The organism is Sporolactobacillus sp. Y61 (assembly GCF_040529185.1).
Lineage (GTDB): Bacteria > Bacillota > Bacilli > Bacillales > Sporolactobacillaceae > Sporolactobacillus.
Map to the genome: position 1 here is coordinate 858,524 of NZ_CP159510.1, position 15,501 is coordinate 874,024.

General features: G+C 47.2%; 13 protein-coding genes. 10 read left to right on the forward strand and 3 right to left on the reverse strand.

Annotated elements, in window-relative coordinates; genetic code table 11:
• Positions 1-112 precede the first annotated feature (112 nt).
• The gene (locus ABNN70_RS04295; protein WP_353948838.1) at positions 113-1,300 is read right to left on the reverse strand and encodes a glycosyltransferase; all 1,188 of its coding nucleotides are present in this window, start codon (positions 1,298-1,300) and stop codon (positions 113-115) included.
• Positions 1,301-1,634: 334 nt separating this feature from the next.
• On the opposite strand from ABNN70_RS04295, the gene ABNN70_RS04300 reads away from it, so the two are divergent.
• The gene (locus ABNN70_RS04300) at positions 1,635-2,894 is read left to right on the forward strand and encodes an MFS transporter (RefSeq protein ID WP_353948839.1); all 1,260 of its coding nucleotides are present in this window, start codon (positions 1,635-1,637) and stop codon (positions 2,892-2,894) included.
• Between the two features lie 97 nt (positions 2,895-2,991).
• Here the strand turns inward: ABNN70_RS04300 and pepT are convergent, their stop codons facing one another.
• Positions 2,992-4,227, reverse strand: a complete 1,236-nt coding sequence (gene pepT, locus ABNN70_RS04305; RefSeq protein WP_129928518.1) for a peptidase T — start codon at positions 4,225-4,227, stop codon at positions 2,992-2,994.
• Positions 4,228-4,452: 225 nt separating this feature from the next.
• On the opposite strand from pepT, the gene ABNN70_RS04310 reads away from it, so the two are divergent.
• The 9 genes from ABNN70_RS04310 (at position 4,453) to ABNN70_RS04350 (ending at position 14,996) form a co-directional block, all read left to right on the forward strand.
• A complete protein-coding gene (locus tag ABNN70_RS04310; RefSeq protein WP_240697237.1) occupies positions 4,453-5,406 on the forward strand; it encodes a TerB family tellurite resistance protein in 954 nt (317 codons plus the stop codon).
• 103 nt (positions 5,407-5,509) lie between these two features.
• A complete protein-coding gene (locus ABNN70_RS04315) occupies positions 5,510-5,713 on the forward strand; it encodes a hypothetical protein (protein ID WP_353948840.1) in 204 nt (67 codons plus the stop codon).
• Position 5,714: 1 nt separating this feature from the next.
• Positions 5,715-5,966 (forward strand): M15 family metallopeptidase, encoded by a 252-nt coding sequence (locus tag ABNN70_RS04320; RefSeq protein WP_129928515.1) that lies wholly within the window; start codon positions 5,715-5,717, stop codon positions 5,964-5,966.
• Between the two features lie 559 nt (positions 5,967-6,525).
• On the forward strand, positions 6,526-7,554 hold the full coding sequence (locus ABNN70_RS04325; protein WP_240697242.1) for a PTS sugar transporter subunit IIC: 1,029 nt from the start codon (positions 6,526-6,528) through the stop codon (positions 7,552-7,554).
• A 298-nt stretch (positions 7,555-7,852) separates the two neighbouring features.
• Complete coding sequence (locus ABNN70_RS04330; protein ID WP_129928513.1) at positions 7,853-9,322, forward strand: amino acid permease; 1,470 nt, start codon at positions 7,853-7,855, stop codon at positions 9,320-9,322.
• A 32-nt stretch (positions 9,323-9,354) separates the two neighbouring features.
• Complete coding sequence (locus ABNN70_RS04335) at positions 9,355-10,698, forward strand: aspartate aminotransferase family protein (protein WP_353949375.1); 1,344 nt, start codon at positions 9,355-9,357, stop codon at positions 10,696-10,698.
• A gap of 997 nt (positions 10,699-11,695) precedes the next feature.
• Positions 11,696-12,187, forward strand: coding sequence for a Cys-tRNA(Pro) deacylase (ybaK, locus tag ABNN70_RS04340; RefSeq protein ID WP_353948841.1), 492 nt, complete (start codon positions 11,696-11,698; stop codon positions 12,185-12,187).
• Positions 12,188-12,766: 579 nt separating this feature from the next.
• Positions 12,767-14,563, forward strand: a complete 1,797-nt coding sequence (locus ABNN70_RS04345) for a carbon starvation protein A (protein WP_129928511.1) — start codon at positions 12,767-12,769, stop codon at positions 14,561-14,563.
• Between the two features lie 103 nt (positions 14,564-14,666).
• The gene (locus ABNN70_RS04350) at positions 14,667-14,996 is read left to right on the forward strand and encodes a CHY zinc finger protein (RefSeq protein ID WP_353948842.1); all 330 of its coding nucleotides are present in this window, start codon (positions 14,667-14,669) and stop codon (positions 14,994-14,996) included.
• 58 nt (positions 14,997-15,054) lie between these two features.
• Here the strand turns inward: ABNN70_RS04350 and ABNN70_RS04355 are convergent, their stop codons facing one another.
• Positions 15,055-15,444, reverse strand: coding sequence for a hypothetical protein (locus ABNN70_RS04355; RefSeq protein ID WP_129928509.1), 390 nt, complete (start codon positions 15,442-15,444; stop codon positions 15,055-15,057).
• Positions 15,445-15,501 lie beyond the last annotated feature (57 nt).

Here is a 15,501-nt window from a genome sequence, read left to right on the forward strand (position 1 = left end):
GTTCAGTCTTTTGCAAAAGTTTGTACAGTCTTATAATAGCAAATAAAAAAGAGCAGAAAGCTACCTCAAAGAGGGCGCAATCTGCTCTTTACTCTGGTCTGTCTGACCTGTTTCAGGATTCATATTTGATTTTATTCACGGATGACGGTGTGACGTCATGGTCATGAGACACACCGGCCGGCTGTAATTCATCGTCCGGGATATTCAAAATGAAATTTACAATATTTTCCGGACTCTGTGGATCTACGTATTCCCGCTGTGACTTTTTGATCTGCCGAAGCATGGCGACATTGTTTTCGAGCAATTCATTGATTGTCGGAACAAGGTCGCGCGTTGAATGACAGGTGATAGCCAGGTGATACTTTTCCGCAAATCTTGGATTTCCGGCTTCCTGTCCGGGGAGTGCACCGGTGATGACGATCGGCGTATTGCATGAAACCGCCTCCATCATCACGTTCGGGCTGCTGCGGATAAAAGCGATATCCGAGGCGGCGATCAAATCCTGGATATTCTGCGTAAAGCCGTAAATTTTCACCTTGTCACCATATTTCTTGCCAAGCGACTTTTTCAGGTGTGCCTGTAATTTTTCATTACGCCCGGCCACGATGGTAATGTTGAATCCGAAGGCTTTGATAAGTGTTTTTGCCATCCGGCCCATATTACCGACCCCTTCGCCGCCACTCATAATCAGTGCATTCAGCGGTTTATTCGGCGCGTACTGGTCATTTCCGGTGACGCGGGCGGGGTTGTAGAAGCGTGAGCGGACCGGAAAGCCGAACACTTTAATCTTATCCGCTGGGACGCCGAATTCAATACATTTGGCTTTGGCTTCTTCTGTCGGACTGATGATATAATCTGCCCGCGGATCCGCCCAGAACGACGTAATACTGACAAGGTCGGCAATCAGCGTAACAAAAGGGATATGAATATGGTTTTTCTCAAGGATATTCAGGACCGAGCCGTTAAAGTTCGGATGGACCGTCAGGATCAGATCCGGCCTGACCTTGTCCAGAAGTTCCAGAAATCTCGTTTTTATCTTAAGTTCAATCAGATGATTAACGAAGGATGATTTGACGGATGTATAATCCCATATTACCTTCCACAGCTGTTCCGATGTTCTGGTAATCGGACCGTACATTTTGCCAACCTTGAGCAGCGTATTGCCGCCCAGTGAAAAGCCGTCGACAACGTGAATGTTTACATCCGGTACAATGTCAAATTTCTCGCTCAGGGCTTCGGTAATGCTCTTGTGGCCATGACCGGTGTAATTAGAAGAAATGATGAGTATGTTTTTGATCATCGAAGATATCCTTTCTCTAACATTTGGACTGGCACGCTGGACAAGCAGTCTTTTCTGTCTAGAATACATTGTATGATAAACTGGGACAAGAAACAATTTTTTTCGTGATGTATTTGTAAATCTTTAATAGTCAAAGCTTAACATATTGTGATAAACAGCAGTATTTCATGCGATTTAACGGTAAGGAGACGCTTTTGATGTCAATGCAGAGAGTAAGAAATATTTATGCGATATCGGTATATGTCAGCCTCGCGGCGTTTGACAATATCGTGATTGGTTTGTTTCCTCCGCTTTTTTCAAACATTTCCCGGATCTGAATGTGGCGATCTCATCAATGGGAGTCATTTCGGCAGTGAATATTCTTGCCACATCCTTTTCCTCACTTTTCTGGGGCTATCTTTCCGGAAAATACCATCGAAAAAGATTGATTATTGTTGGCACACTGATCTGGGTAGTCGGTGTCTTTCTGACGGCGTTCAGCGGTTCGTTTATTCAGCTGCTGATCTACCAGATTATTACCGGTATCGGCCTGGGCTGCGTGGCGTCCATCGGTTTCAGTGCGCTGACGGATTACGTACCCTACCGGTCGCGCGGGACAGTCCTCAGTCTGTGGGGGATGTCACAGGGCTTCGGCGGGATTGCCGGTGCCCTGATTGCTTCGATTATTTCGACTATGTCGAGCTGGCGCCTCCCCTTTGAGATCCTCGCGCTGATCGGCATGCTGCTGGTTGTGTTATATTTTTTTGTTGATGAACCAAAATTTGGAAGTACAGAACCTGAGCTGCAGGCGATGATGAAAGGCGGGCAGAACTATGCTTATCGGATTAGTCTGGGCCAGGTGATGACGATGCTCGGCAAAAGGAGCAATCTCCTGCTTTTTCTCCAGGGTTTTTTTATGAATATTGCCACCGGAAGTCTGATCTGGCTGCCGACTCTCTATATATCGAAAATTGAAGAAATCGGATACGGGCACAAGACAGCCATGATTGTCGCTGCGTTCCTGTTCGGAATTTTTCAGATCGGCGGGACCCTCTCCTCCTTTTTCGGCTATCTTGGCGACGTGCTTCAGCGCAGGAGTTATAAGGCACGGGCCTTACTTACCGCTGCACTTGTTCTTTTGACCATGCCTTTGTATATTCTATTATTTATTTATCCGATCGATCAATTATCACTGCCGGATACAACCAATTCGCTGCAGCTGTTTGTCAGCCTGATTGGTCAGCTGTTATTCAATCCGTGGATCCTGCTACTGTTTCTGATTTCTTTTCTTGCGTCTGCCGCACAGTCGGCTAATACGCCGAACTGGCTGGCACTGATCACAGATGTCAACCTGCCGGAACATCGTGGTGCAGTTTTCAGCATCGCCAACCTGGCGAACAGTCTCGGCAGAACAGCAGGTAATCTTGGAATGGGTGCCCTTCTCGCGGTGTTGTCCATTTACCTCCATTCGCCTGGTGACTATATTTTAACAATGACGCTGCTTCAGCTGCCATTGATTCCCTCTGCGCTTTGCTACTACATCATGGCCCGCTATAATGTGCGTGACATCCGCTCGGTGAAGCAAACATTAAAGAGACGCGGGAGAAATGCCTGAAAAAAAACTGCTTGTTTGCTGAACGGTTATATCTTCTCGTTGTAAAGAAAGACTCCCGGGCCGCTGATCTCGTCCCCGGGAGTTTTTCAATCCTCGATTATTTTGCTTTTTCGGCAAACAGGCGGATGATTTCGATGATGGTCTGAGTGGCTTTAACCATATTATCAACAGAGATGTATTCATATTTGCCATGGAAATTTTCTCCGCCGGTAAACAGGTTCGGCGTGGGAAGCCCCATGTAGGAGATCTGGGCCCCGTCTGTACCGCCGCGGATCGGCAGCACCTGGGGCTCGATGTCGAGATTCTTTAATGCCTGATAAGCGACGTCGAAGACTTCCTTATGTTCCTCAACTTTTTCCTTCATGTTGTAATATTGATCTTTAAGCTGGAGATTAACCACAGAGTCGCCATATTTCTTCTGTATTTTCCTGACTGTTTCCTGAATAAAGGCCTTTTTTGCGGCAAATTTTTTCTTGTCAAAATCACGGATAATATAGATCAGTTTCGACTGTTCCACATCACCGGTAAATGAAAGCAGGTGGTAAAATCCTTCATAGCCTTCTGTCTTTTCCGGTGCTTCATCCTCCGGAATCTGGTTCTGGAACGCAATCGCTATCTTTATTGAGTTCACCATCTTGCCCTTGGCTGAACCCGGATGGACATTGCTGCCGTTGAACGTCAGTCTGGCCTCGGCTGCGTTGAAATTTTCATATTCCAGGCCGCCGAGCGCGCCTCCGTCGACGGTATAGGCCAGCTTAGCACCGAATGCAGCGACATCGAATTTATGCGGGCCGCGTCCGATCTCTTCGTCGGGCGTGAAGGCGACACGTACCTTACCGTGTTTGATTTCCGGATGGTGCAGCAGGTAGTCCATAGCGGTCATAATTTCGGATATCCCTGATTTGTCATCGGCACCGAGCAGAGTAGTCCCGTCGGTTGTAATCAGCATATGTCCGACATATTTCTTCAGCTCAGGGAATGTTTTCGGACTCAGCACGACTCCTTTATCTTTGTTTAAAACAATATCCGTTCCGTCGTAGTCTTCGACGATCTGAGGTTGGACACCTTCCCCGGTAAAGTCAGTTGCCGTGTCCACATGGGACATGAATCCAATCGTCGGCACTTTTTTATCGGAGTTTGCCGGCAGAGTGGCCATGACATAACCATTTTTATCCATAGTGACGTCAGCCATGCCAATTTCATGAAGCTCATCCACCAGCCTGCGGGCGAGAACAAGCTGGCCGGGTGTCGACGGACAGCCCGGTTGATCGTCGTTTGACTGTGTATTTACTTTCACATACGAAGTAAAGCGTTTAATGATCTCTTCCTTCACCAGACCCAACTCCCTTTTTTCGTTACTAACGTTATCTTATCACGACTGGACGCTTTCTACACGAGCCGGAAGATCACCCGGTTAAAGAAATAAAGAGGCTCACCACCCTTTAAATCCGTATTTCCGGACAGGTATGCGGCAATTTTGTGCATGCCGCGCCGAAAATTCTGATATATTGTTTGTATACAGATTCGGGACATGGCATCAGAGAAGGGGTTTGGATTGATGGAATTCATCACGAGATTGATATCTGCGGTGATTGCAGCCGTGATCGCTTCAGCCAAAGGCAGGAACATCATCATATGGTTTATCCTCGGCTTCCTTTTTGAATGGATCGCGCCTGTCATTGTGCTGATCATTCCGGCGGCAAAGAAGAGAAGGGTTTTCCCGGGCAGAGGGAACAGGTCGGACATGCGCTGGCGAAGAGGTGTATCCGGTACGTGCCCGTATTGCGGAAGTGATGTGATTATTGATGACATCCCTGGAAAATGGACCTGTCCGGACTGCGGCCGATCATTTATCTATGGCGAAGACGGACGGTTTTACCGAATCCGGGAAGATGGAATCAGCCGGCAGATCGGACTGATCACTACCCTGTTTGCCAGAGCAGCTAAAAGTGACGGCGTGGTCACCGAGGATGAAATTGCCCAGGTTGACCGGATTGTCCGTGGAGCTTTCCGGCCGAATCATCAGGAACTTCGCCGGATCATGAAAATATTTAATGAATCCCGGTATTCATCCGGACGAGTTGAGGATGTCGCAGAGCAGCTGTACCGGTCTGTCGCCGGGCGGCGGGATATTCTGACGGATACATTGACCGCACTTGTTGCAGTTGCTGCTGCAGATGGCCGGTTCACTTCAGAAGAAGAGACTATGATCCGCAGCGTGGCAGGTGTTTTTGGCCTTGATGGGGTTTATGAACAGATTAAAGCGGAGTTTTTTGACAGGGCAGGGTTGCGGGAAAGCGGGCCGGATCTGGCTTCCTGCTACAGACTGCTTGGCTGCAGTGCAGACGATTCAAATGAGGTCATCAGAAAAAGTTATCGGCACCTCATCAAGAAGAATCATCCGGACCTGCTGATCAGCCGCGGGGCTTCAGAAGAAACGGTCCGGAAGGCGAATAAAAAGATTGAGGCTGTCAAGGAAGCTTACGAACAGATTATGGCAGCCCGTGCCTGAATGCAACCGATTGGTCCAGCCTGTTATTCAGGGAACAGTTTGAGATACGGGTGAATGATCAGAAAAAGATAAAGAGACCTGTCTGGCGCTGCAGGCTAACCGCATGGATCAATGGCATGTCCCGCTCCTGAAATCAACGTTTTCCCTTCTTGTTTTCTTCAGCACCTGCCCGGAACGCTTCGGAACCTGTTTTTCAGAAAAACTGTGGCAAAAACTGATTGATATAGCTGATCGGCTGCCTGAGCCGTTATTTCTTGTTCTGAGTGATGCTGGAGGATCGCTCAAAGCGCAGCGGTGGGCGGGTTGAAATGGGCACGGCATGCGACGATTTGACGCAGCGTGCCCATTCGGACGATTTTGAGACGAAAATGGAACTTTCGAAAAAGGAGCGGCAGGTAAGGGATCATCGCCTTTTTCACAGGAAGGTGATAAAGAATGCGGAATTTACGCCAAATCCGACAGAATGGTGGCACTATTCGTACGGCGATCAGACCTTTGCCTGTACACAGGATACAGATTCGCTGCACGGACGTGCCGGGCTGAACGGATATGACAGATAATCTTACAAAAGCGAAAGCCATTCAGCGCGACCTGAAGCCATTTTCCGGACAGAATACAGCAATTTGCATTTCACAGAAAATTTTATGAAAAAGATGAATTTAGCTATTTACAACCTGAACAAACTCTGTTAGTATCATTGTCAACCACAAAAAACAAATTTTTTAAGGAAGTGAGAATATGGGTCCGGCCATGAACAGCATACGAGTGAAAGGCTTGATTCGAATTATTTTGCGCTTGCGCACATAAGGACTGAAACACAAACCATTCAATTGAAATGGCATTGTTTGAGTCCAGCTTAGCATCTCCAAAGAACGGGCGCTCAGGCAATCGCAAAACAGGCGCCTATCCAGAAACGAGCGGATGGGTTTTTTTATTCACTCATTTCCGGAAAGAGAAAGAGTTTGGTTGACTTATTTTTTGAAAGGCAATCCCTAAGATTGAATATTCAAAAAAATAGAAAATATCAGGGAGAGAAAAAGGATGAAGGATGCTAAACAAACGAAATCAGAACCAGCAGAAAGGACAGCGGGATCAAAAAAGAAAGAGCCTGCGAGGAAAATGAGTTTTAAAGACTATTTTATGGATCGAATGTACGCCGTATCCGGTGGGATCGCCTACGCCATCCTGGTTACACTTGGTGTGGGTCTCCTGTTTGAAACGATGGCGAAGTTCTCAGGATTTGCCCCGTTTGAAACGATTGGCGGTGCAGCGAAAGTGCTGCTCGCCCCGGCACTTGGCGCCGGTGTTGCTTATGCGCTGAAGAGCAATACACTGACTCTTTTCTCAGCGATGGCCTGTGCGGCAGTTGGATCCAATGCCATCCACCTGGTATCAACGGCACCACAGCAGTTTGTCATTACGACTGGTCAGCCGGTCAGTGGGGTGATGGCAGCTGCAATCGCTGTTTATGTTGGTAAAAAAGTAACAGGCAAAACGAAATTTGATATCATGGCCATTCCCTTCTTCTCCATGCTGGTCGGCGGCATCTGTGGTGTCGGCCTCGCCGCGGTTGTCACCCCGTCACTGAATTGGGTCAGCGGACAGATCACCAATTCTGTCCAGGGCTCACCACTGATTGCTTCAATGGTTATTTCACTTGTATGGAGCATCTTCCTGATGTCCCCGGCTTCATCAGCAGCCCTTGCGATTGCCCTGCAACTTGACTCTACTTCCGCTGCCGCCGCACTGATCGGCTGCACAGTACAATTTGTCGGCTTCACGGTGATGTCATTCAGGGAAAATGATTTCGGCGGATTTTTCGCTCAGGCACTTGTCACACCAAAAGTTCAATTCCCGAATCTTGTTAAAAATCCGAAACTGATCATTCCACCTTTTGTCGCTGCTGTTGTCAGCGCACCTATCGCCACCATGATGCTCAACTTCAAGGTACCTTATGAACTTGGCGGACTGGGACTCAGTTCACTGATCGCTCCGCTGAATATCCTTGCCACTCAGGGCGTCAGAGGATTAATGGTCTTTATCGTTGCAGGTATCCTCATTCCGGCAGTTATCACGATCCTTCTGTATCATGCGATCAAAGTGGCTGGCTGGGTTAAACAGAATGATCTGCACCTTGAAGTACAGTAACGGTATGAAATCTACTAAAGAGAGAAAGAATAAAGGATAGCACAGAATAGAAAAAATGGCAGTCCGACTGATTGATACAGAGACAGACTAGACTGGATGAAGCAATTGTACGGCTATTTACAGGACTGCAGTTAAAAAGACAAAATATTCAGAGATAAAAAGAGGGATATGAGAATAAGGGGTATGGCTGGTGACCTCATCAAATTTGTCTTACCAGTAAAAACAGGGTTTTCACCCTGATTATGGAGTGAAAATTTGTTTTGAATCATAAAACGTTTAATTAGTTGGAGTGAAATGAATGAGCAGTATTAGAGAAAAAATGTTTCGTAAAGAGGATCCGCGCGTCTATCAGGACAAGGACTCTCACCTTATTCGAAGTCTGACAACAAAAGACTTCCTGGCTCTGGGTGTGGGTACCATTGTTTCCACATCTATTTTTACCTTACCGGGAATTGCTGCTGCCGAACATGCCGGCCCGGCCGTTGCGTTATCTTTCTTAGCTGCAGCAATCGTTGCCGGGATGGTTGCTTTTGCCTACGCCGAAATGGCTGCAGCGATGCCGTTTGCAGGTTCAGCATACTCATGGATTAACATTGTTTTTGGTGAATTCTGGGGCTGGATCGCAGGTTGGGCGCTGCTCGCTGAATATTTTATTGCCGTGGCGTTCGTTGCCTCCGGATTATCGGCGAACTTCCAGGGCCTGATATCGCCATTAGGAATTAAGTTACCAACCGGTCTTTCCGCTGCCTCAACGGGTACGAACGGCGGCTTCATGGATTTGATCGCCATCATTGCTATTCTCCTCGTTGCTGCCCTGCTTTCAATGGGTGCATCGCAGACCGCCCGTGTTGAAAACACACTGGTTGTTTTGAAAGTTATCGCCATCCTGGTTTTCGTTGCTGTGGGTGCAACGGCTATTCATCTGGAGAACTATGTACCCTTTATTCCAGATTATCATGTCAACCCTGATGGCTCTGCATTCGGTGGATGGCAGGGAATTTATGCCGGGGTTTCCGTCATCTTCCTGGCATACATCGGCTTTGACTCGATTGCGGCAAACTCGGCAGAAGCAAAGAATCCGCAAAAGACGATGCCGCGGGGGATTTTAGGCTCGCTCGCTATTGCCGTCGTCCTCTTCGTTGCCGTTGCTTTAGTTCTTGTCGGCATGTTCCGCTATACAGACTATGCCAACAACGCTGAACCCGTTGGCTGGGCACTCCGTCAAAGTGGCCATGAAATTGTTGCTGCGGTTGTTCAGGCCGTTGCCGTTGTGGGTATGTTTACGGCCTTAATTGGCATGATGCTTGCCGGTTCACGATTAATTTACTCCTTTGGCCGTGACGGGTTACTGCCAAAATGGCTTGGAAAGTTAAGTCATAATTTACCAAACCGAACACTCGTTGTATTGACCATTGTCGGTATCCTGCTGGGCGCGTTCTTCCCATTCACCTTCCTGGCTCAACTGATTTCTGCCGGTACGTTGATCGCATTTATGTTCGTTTCGGTTGGTGTCTATGCGCTTCGTCCCCGTGAAGGTAAGGATATTCCTGTACCCGGTTTTCGGATGCCATTCTATCCGGTTCTTCCGGCTCTTGGATTTTTAGGATCTCTGGCCGTATTCTGGGGACTTGATGTACAAGCGAAAACTTACGCACTTCTCTGGTTCGTTTTAGGAATGATTATTTATTTTGCTTATGGAATGAACCATTCAACGGCAACAACCGACAGGCAAAAGGAACAGGAACGAAAACTGATTAAAGACTATTAAGAATCGGTGATTTAATGCATTTGCTGAGTAATCTGGAAAAAGCATCTGAATTAATTGATGAGGAAAACAAATATTATGCCCGTTCCGCGCGAATCAATTACTATAATTTGGTTATTGATCATGCCCACGGAGCCACATTAGTGGATGTCAGCGGCAATAAGTATATTGATCTCTTAGCCAGTGCGTCGGCCGTTAACGTTGGCCACACTCACGAAAAAGTGGTCAGGGCAATCACAGATCAGGCAAAAAAGTTGATCCACTACACGCCGGCCTATTTTCATCATGTTCCTGAGATCGAGTTATCGAAGAGATTAGCTGAGGTTGCCCCCGGCAATTCGGCAAAAATGGTCAGCTTTGGTAATTCAGGTTCCGATGCAAATGACGCCATTATCAAATTTGCCCGTGCATACACGGGTCGACAGTATATCGTGTCCTATATGGGGTCATATCATGGCTCGACCTATGGTTCGCAAACATTATCAGGAACCAGTTTAAATATGACCAGAAAAATGGGGCCGATGCTGCCGGGTGTGGTTCACGTTCCCTATCCGGATCTTTACCGCCGTTATCCAGGCGAAAGTGAACATGATGTGGCGATGCGGTATTTTGATGGCTTTAAACGTCCCTTTGAGTCATTTCTCCCGGCCGATGAAACGGCCTGTGTCCTGATTGAACCTGTTCAGGGCGATGGCGGAATCGTTAAAGCTCCCGAAGAATATATGCAGCTCGTTTATAAATTCTGTCATGATCACGGAATCCTGTTTGCTGTCGATGAAGTGAATCAGGGACTCGGGAGAACAGGAAAAATGTGGGGCATTCAGCAGTACAAAGACATTGAACCCGACTTAATGTCGGTGGGTAAATCACTGGCTTCCGGGCTTCCCCTGAGTGCTATTGTTGGCAAAAAGGAGGTTATGGAGAGTCTGGATGCTCCGGCTCATCTATTTACCACTTCCGGCAACCCGGTTTGTGCAGCAGCTGCATTAGCAACCCTGGATGTCATTAAAGATGAACATCTGGTTGAAAAATCTGCTGAAGATGGCGAGTACGTCAAACAAAGATTTAAAGAAATGCAAACCAGGCATCCAATGATTGGCGATATTCGCATGTGGGGACTGAATGGGGGCATCGAACTGGTTAAGGATCCGGAGACTAAAGAACCGGACAATGATGCTGCGACAAAAGTCATCTACTATGCCTTTGATCATGGAGTGGTCATCATCACGCTTGCTGGAAATATATTAAGATTTCAGCCACCTTTAGTAATCAGCAGAGAACAGTTGAATCAGGCTCTACAGGTGTTGGACGATGCGTTCACGGCCGTGGAGAACGGTTCTGTAGAAATGCCGTCAGATACAGGAAAGATTGGCTGGTAAAAGGCAGTAAAAGGCAGACAAATCTAGATGAAGCCAGTGGCAGATCATTCTCTTTTTGCGATGCCGGAGTCTGTTACACAGAGAGAAGAATATAGGGGGGTAAGGGATGTCTGCCTGATGGTGGACATCCCTTTTTTTGCCATTAGCGCTCATTGCGATGTCAAAAGGGATGATAAGGCCTTCTGAAATTATTTTTTCCCGAAACAGAGGGCGAATCTGCCGTCGTAAGGTCAAAATTCAGAGACGATTTACCCCCCATCTGAAAAATACAGGAGGAAGGTGACCTGGGATCCGCTTTTATCGGTTGGGGATCCGGCTAAGCACCTGATCCGATGAATAGGCGGAAAAATTCCGCTTACTGAGTCATTAAATTCACGAATTGCTGGAATAGGCGGAGAGATTCCGCCTGTTGACTGAAAAAACGGGAAAATGGAGCTTTTTGTCTGGGATAATCGGAAAATTTCCGCTTATATACTCCCGGAAAGATTTCCGGTCTGCCTCTAACTGAAAGATCTCCGCTTATTTTACTATTTGCCGCGTCACGGCGAACCGTATCGTAAGTAAGTTACGAAAAAAATGTATATCCACTGCAGGGCTTGCGCTCTGCGTGATGCTGGTGATGGTTCGGGGACGTATCAAAGGAAAGCAACTGGAAAAAATAAGAAGGGATTGCCGTCTGAAAGGTGATTCACATGCGGCTAACCCTGGCGCATCAGCTATTTAAAAAACCGGGGACTCGTCTGCCTTTTTTCAGCCCATTTGCGGTTCACTGTAAAAATCACGAAAAAACCCACCGAATCAGAAGGTAAACCTGTGACCATCTGGAAAAGCTGCGCCGCTTAGATGGGCGTGACGAAAAAAATCAACATCGCAAAAAACTCCATTTGCATGAATCTGTGGTGGATTTGCCGGATGTGCTATGATAATACGTATAGAGAAAATGGGATCGATCACTACCCCGGGTTGAGGTCGGGCTAAAGAAAGAGAGGCTTAAAACATGGCAAAAAAAAGAACCAAAAAAACGAATGCTATGCGCCTGTTAGATACCGAACACATTGACTATCGTATTGAAACCTATGATATCAGTGATGGTTTGATCGATGGTATTTCAGTTGCGAAAAAATGCGGAGAGGACCCGAAAAATGTCTATAAGACACTGGTCACTCAGGGGCACAGCGGTGAGCTGTATGTCTTTGTCGTTCCCGTAGCAGCTGAACTGGATCTGAAGAAAGCGGCTGTGAGTGTTGGTGAAAAGAAGATTGAAATGATTCATGTGAAGGATATTGAAAAGTATACAGGCTATGTCCGCGGCGGCTGTTCACCGGTCGGTATGAAAAAAGCCTATCCGACCATTATTGACGCTTCCGCCGAAGCCATGGATCATATTGCCGTCAGCGGCGGGAAAAAAGGGACGCAGATCATCCTTCTGCCGGCTGATCTTTTGAAAGCCGCCCATGGTTCATACCATCATATTGTTAAAAGTGAATAAGTGAAGTGTATCCGGCTATCTGTTTTGCCGATGAATGGGCGATAGGCCCGCGAGAATAACCGTCCCTGTAACAAATCGGAGACGGTTTTTTACGTCCGGATTTCTGATGCTTATACTTCTGACATCATACATTCAACAGGGTGCCATAACTTAAATACATCATTTAAAAGATGCAAGTGAAAGCGTATACATGATAAAATAATAAATGTGACATAAGTGTGACAAATGGAACAGTTTGCTTAACGAATAATGAAGACATGACGCCATACAGGGGAGGGGTGTCGCTGAATGTATGCAGAAACTGTTATATAACAAAAATAATAGTTATATAACATTGTCGGGCGGATCTTACTGTAACGATGAAGAAAAGCCTGTGTGCCGGCAAGCTTAAGATGCTGCTGAAAGCTAAATTTTTCTGATGATTTTTTCTTTAAAACTTTATACTTTCTGAAAAGTAAAATGAAAAAGCTCTGCTCCTTTAAATGACGATCATTCAGGGATTTCAATGGAGAACAACACCGGTAAGAGGATCAGGTGCTCATTCATTCAAAGCAGAGCCAAAAGAAAAGAGGAGAGTCAATGAATGCGATAACTATCGTTATTGGATCGATCTGTATTCTGGCAATCGCTTATCGTCTGTATGGGGTGTTTATGGCAAACAGAGTCCTGCGTCTGAATGACAGGACTATGACACCGGCACATGCTCTTGCGGACGGTAAAGACTATGTGCCCACCAACCGCTGGGTCGTCTTCGGACATCATTTTGCGGCTATTGCGGCAGCAGGTCCTCTTGTTGGACCGGTTCTGGCCGCTCAGTTCGGTTATCTGCCGGGACTGTTATGGCTGTTGATCGGAGCAGTGATCGGCGGTGCGGTGCACGACATGGTTGTTTTGTACGCTTCAATGCGCCATCAGGGGAAATCGTTGTCGAAAGTAGCGAAAACGGAAATGGGTCCTGTCGCCGGGTTTTGTACGGGACTGGCGATGCTGTTCATCATCACGATCACGATGGCCGGTCTGTCCATGGTTGTATTGAATGCCCTGACTCGTAATCCATGGGGGACGTTCACTGTCGCCATGACCATCCCGATCGCGATGGGCGTCGGTCTTTATTATCGAAAAACGGGTAATCTGAAGATCGCATCAACGGTCGGCTTTCTTCTAATTATGCTTGCCGTTTTTGTCGGACCATATATTCAGGACACAGCACTCGGGCATTTCCTGACACTGGACACGCAGACGCTGTCCATTATTCTGCCGGTGTACGCCTTTTTCGCTGCGGCACTCCCGGTCTGGCTGCTTCTTACTCCGCGTGATTATTTAAGCTCATTTATGAAAATTGGTGTGTTTGCTGCACTTATTATCGGTGTTTTTATGATTAATCCGCTCATCCGCATGCCTGCCCTGACTGAATTTACCGGAGGTGGCGGTCCGGTCATCGGCGGTCCTGTCTGGCCGTTTATTTCGATCACGATCGCATGTGGTGCGATTTCCGGATTTCACGCCTTCATCAGTTCCGGAACCACTCCAAAGATGCTTGATCGCTGGACGGATATCAAAATGGTCGGTTTTGGTGCTATGCTGGTTGAATGTCTGGTAGGTGTCATGGCTTTGATTGCTGCGACCGCCTTGCATCCTGCAGACTATTTCGCCATCAATTCAGCGCCTGAGGTATTCCAATCACTGGGCATGAATGTGGTCAACCTTCCGCAGCTGAATCAGGAGATTGGTCTCGCGCTGGAGGGGCGTACCGGCGGCGCAGTCACGCTTGCTGTCGGTATGACCTATATTTTTACCAGTATTCAGTGGTTCAGTCATCTTGCGCCATACTTCTTCCAGTTTGTGATTCTGTTCGAGGCCGTATTTATTCTTACTGCCATCGATGCGGGAACGCGTGTAGCACGTTATCTTATTCAGGACTTCTTCGGTGAATTTTATAAACCACTGAAAAATGTGAACTGGCTTCCGGGCTCCATTTTTGCCAGTTTGCTCGCCTGTCTTTTCTGGGGTTATCTGGTCTATTCGGGTGATATCGGGTCGATCTGGGTCCTGTTCGGCGTATCCAATCAGCTGATGGCCTCAATCGGTCTGATTGTCGGTGGCACATTCGTCCTGAAAATTGCAACAAAACGGCGCTATATGCTGACCTGTCTGATTCCGCTCGCTTATCTGTATGTCACAGTTAACGTAGCCGGCTACTGGATGATCACCAATGTTTATCTAAATCCCGAGGCGGCCGGATTCAACGTACTCAATGCGGTACTGTCAATCATCATGCTCATTCTCGGACTTGTGATCATGATTACAGCGGTAAAAAAATGGCTGGAGATGTGGCGTGGGCCGCGCCTTCAGGCAGATAAAGCAACGGCCGGCTGAAAAAGAAGAGAAAAAAGCGGGATGCCCGGATGGGTGTCCCGCTTTTTTGCTGTTTGCGTTACAATAATGTAGGGTGAAACACCGGGAAGGGAAGACGGACGGTATGGCTGAACAGATTCAGGTCCATGGGGTGGACACGGACAACGAAACACGCTGCACGCATTATCATTCACTGCTCGATATTGTTGCCATTAAATTTAAATGCTGTGGTGAATATTATTCATGTTACTCGTGCCATGAGGAACTGGCGGGTCATAAAGCGCAGCCCTGGCCGCCTGAGTCGTTTGATGAACATGCCGTCATGTGCGGCTCCTGTAAATACGAGATGACGATCCGCGAGTATCTGGGCTGTCAGGCACATTGTCCTTCGTGCGGAGCCGCATTTAATCCTGGATGTGCCCTCCATTATCCGTTATATTTTGAAATGGAATGACAGGGCTTATCTTAGAAAAAAAGAAGCCCTCCATCGAAGGGTTCTATTGATTATACGATTATACATATCTTCTGATTCCGTAAAGGCCTTTGATCTCTTCAGGCGTCTTTCCCCGTACGAGCAAACAGAAGTTTTCGTAGCCAATCTCACGATGGGCATCCATCACTTTTTCGAGTGCCGCAAGTCCTTCAGGGTGTTTGTGGATTTTTTCAATTTCACTTTTATATAGATCAATGATCGATCGCTGAACAAAGTGAGGGGCAAAATGCTCGGCGTATTGGTCATTACCCCGAATCAGGCCACAAAGATATTCGTATTTAAACTGCAGCTGGCGGGTGAAATTCACCAGATGGAGCAGACGGTAGTACGTATTAGGATAATGATCCTTAAACTTGTCAACGTCGACCTCAGCATCTCTGAGCTCCTGTATACTGCTGATTGTTTTCATTTGGCGCTCCCCTTTCTGTCAGTCATCATCCGTATCGAACAGACATGATCTGTTAAT

Coding starts and splice junctions, on each gene's coding strand:
- ABNN70_RS04315 (WP_353948840.1), top strand. CDS start 5,510: ATGGATCAATGGCATGTCCCGCTCCTGAAATCAACGTTTTCCCTTCTT.
- ABNN70_RS04310 (WP_240697237.1), top strand. CDS start 4,453: ATGGAATTCATCACGAGATTGATATCTGCGGTGATTGCAGCCGTGATC.
- ABNN70_RS04320 (WP_129928515.1), top strand. CDS start 5,715: ATGGGCACGGCATGCGACGATTTGACGCAGCGTGCCCATTCGGACGAT.
- ABNN70_RS04295 (WP_353948838.1), bottom strand. CDS start 1,300: ATGATCAAAAACATACTCATCATTTCTTCTAATTACACCGGTCATGGC.
- ABNN70_RS04325 (WP_240697242.1), top strand. CDS start 6,526: ATGAGTTTTAAAGACTATTTTATGGATCGAATGTACGCCGTATCCGGT.
- ABNN70_RS04300 (WP_353948839.1), top strand. CDS start 1,635: ATGGGAGTCATTTCGGCAGTGAATATTCTTGCCACATCCTTTTCCTCA.
- ABNN70_RS04355 (WP_129928509.1), bottom strand. CDS start 15,444: ATGAAAACAATCAGCAGTATACAGGAGCTCAGAGATGCTGAGGTCGAC.
- ABNN70_RS04350 (WP_353948842.1), top strand. CDS start 14,667: ATGGCTGAACAGATTCAGGTCCATGGGGTGGACACGGACAACGAAACA.
- ABNN70_RS04330 (WP_129928513.1), top strand. CDS start 7,853: ATGAGCAGTATTAGAGAAAAAATGTTTCGTAAAGAGGATCCGCGCGTC.
- ABNN70_RS04345 (WP_129928511.1), top strand. CDS start 12,767: ATGAATGCGATAACTATCGTTATTGGATCGATCTGTATTCTGGCAATC.
- ybaK (WP_353948841.1), top strand. CDS start 11,696: ATGGCAAAAAAAAGAACCAAAAAAACGAATGCTATGCGCCTGTTAGAT.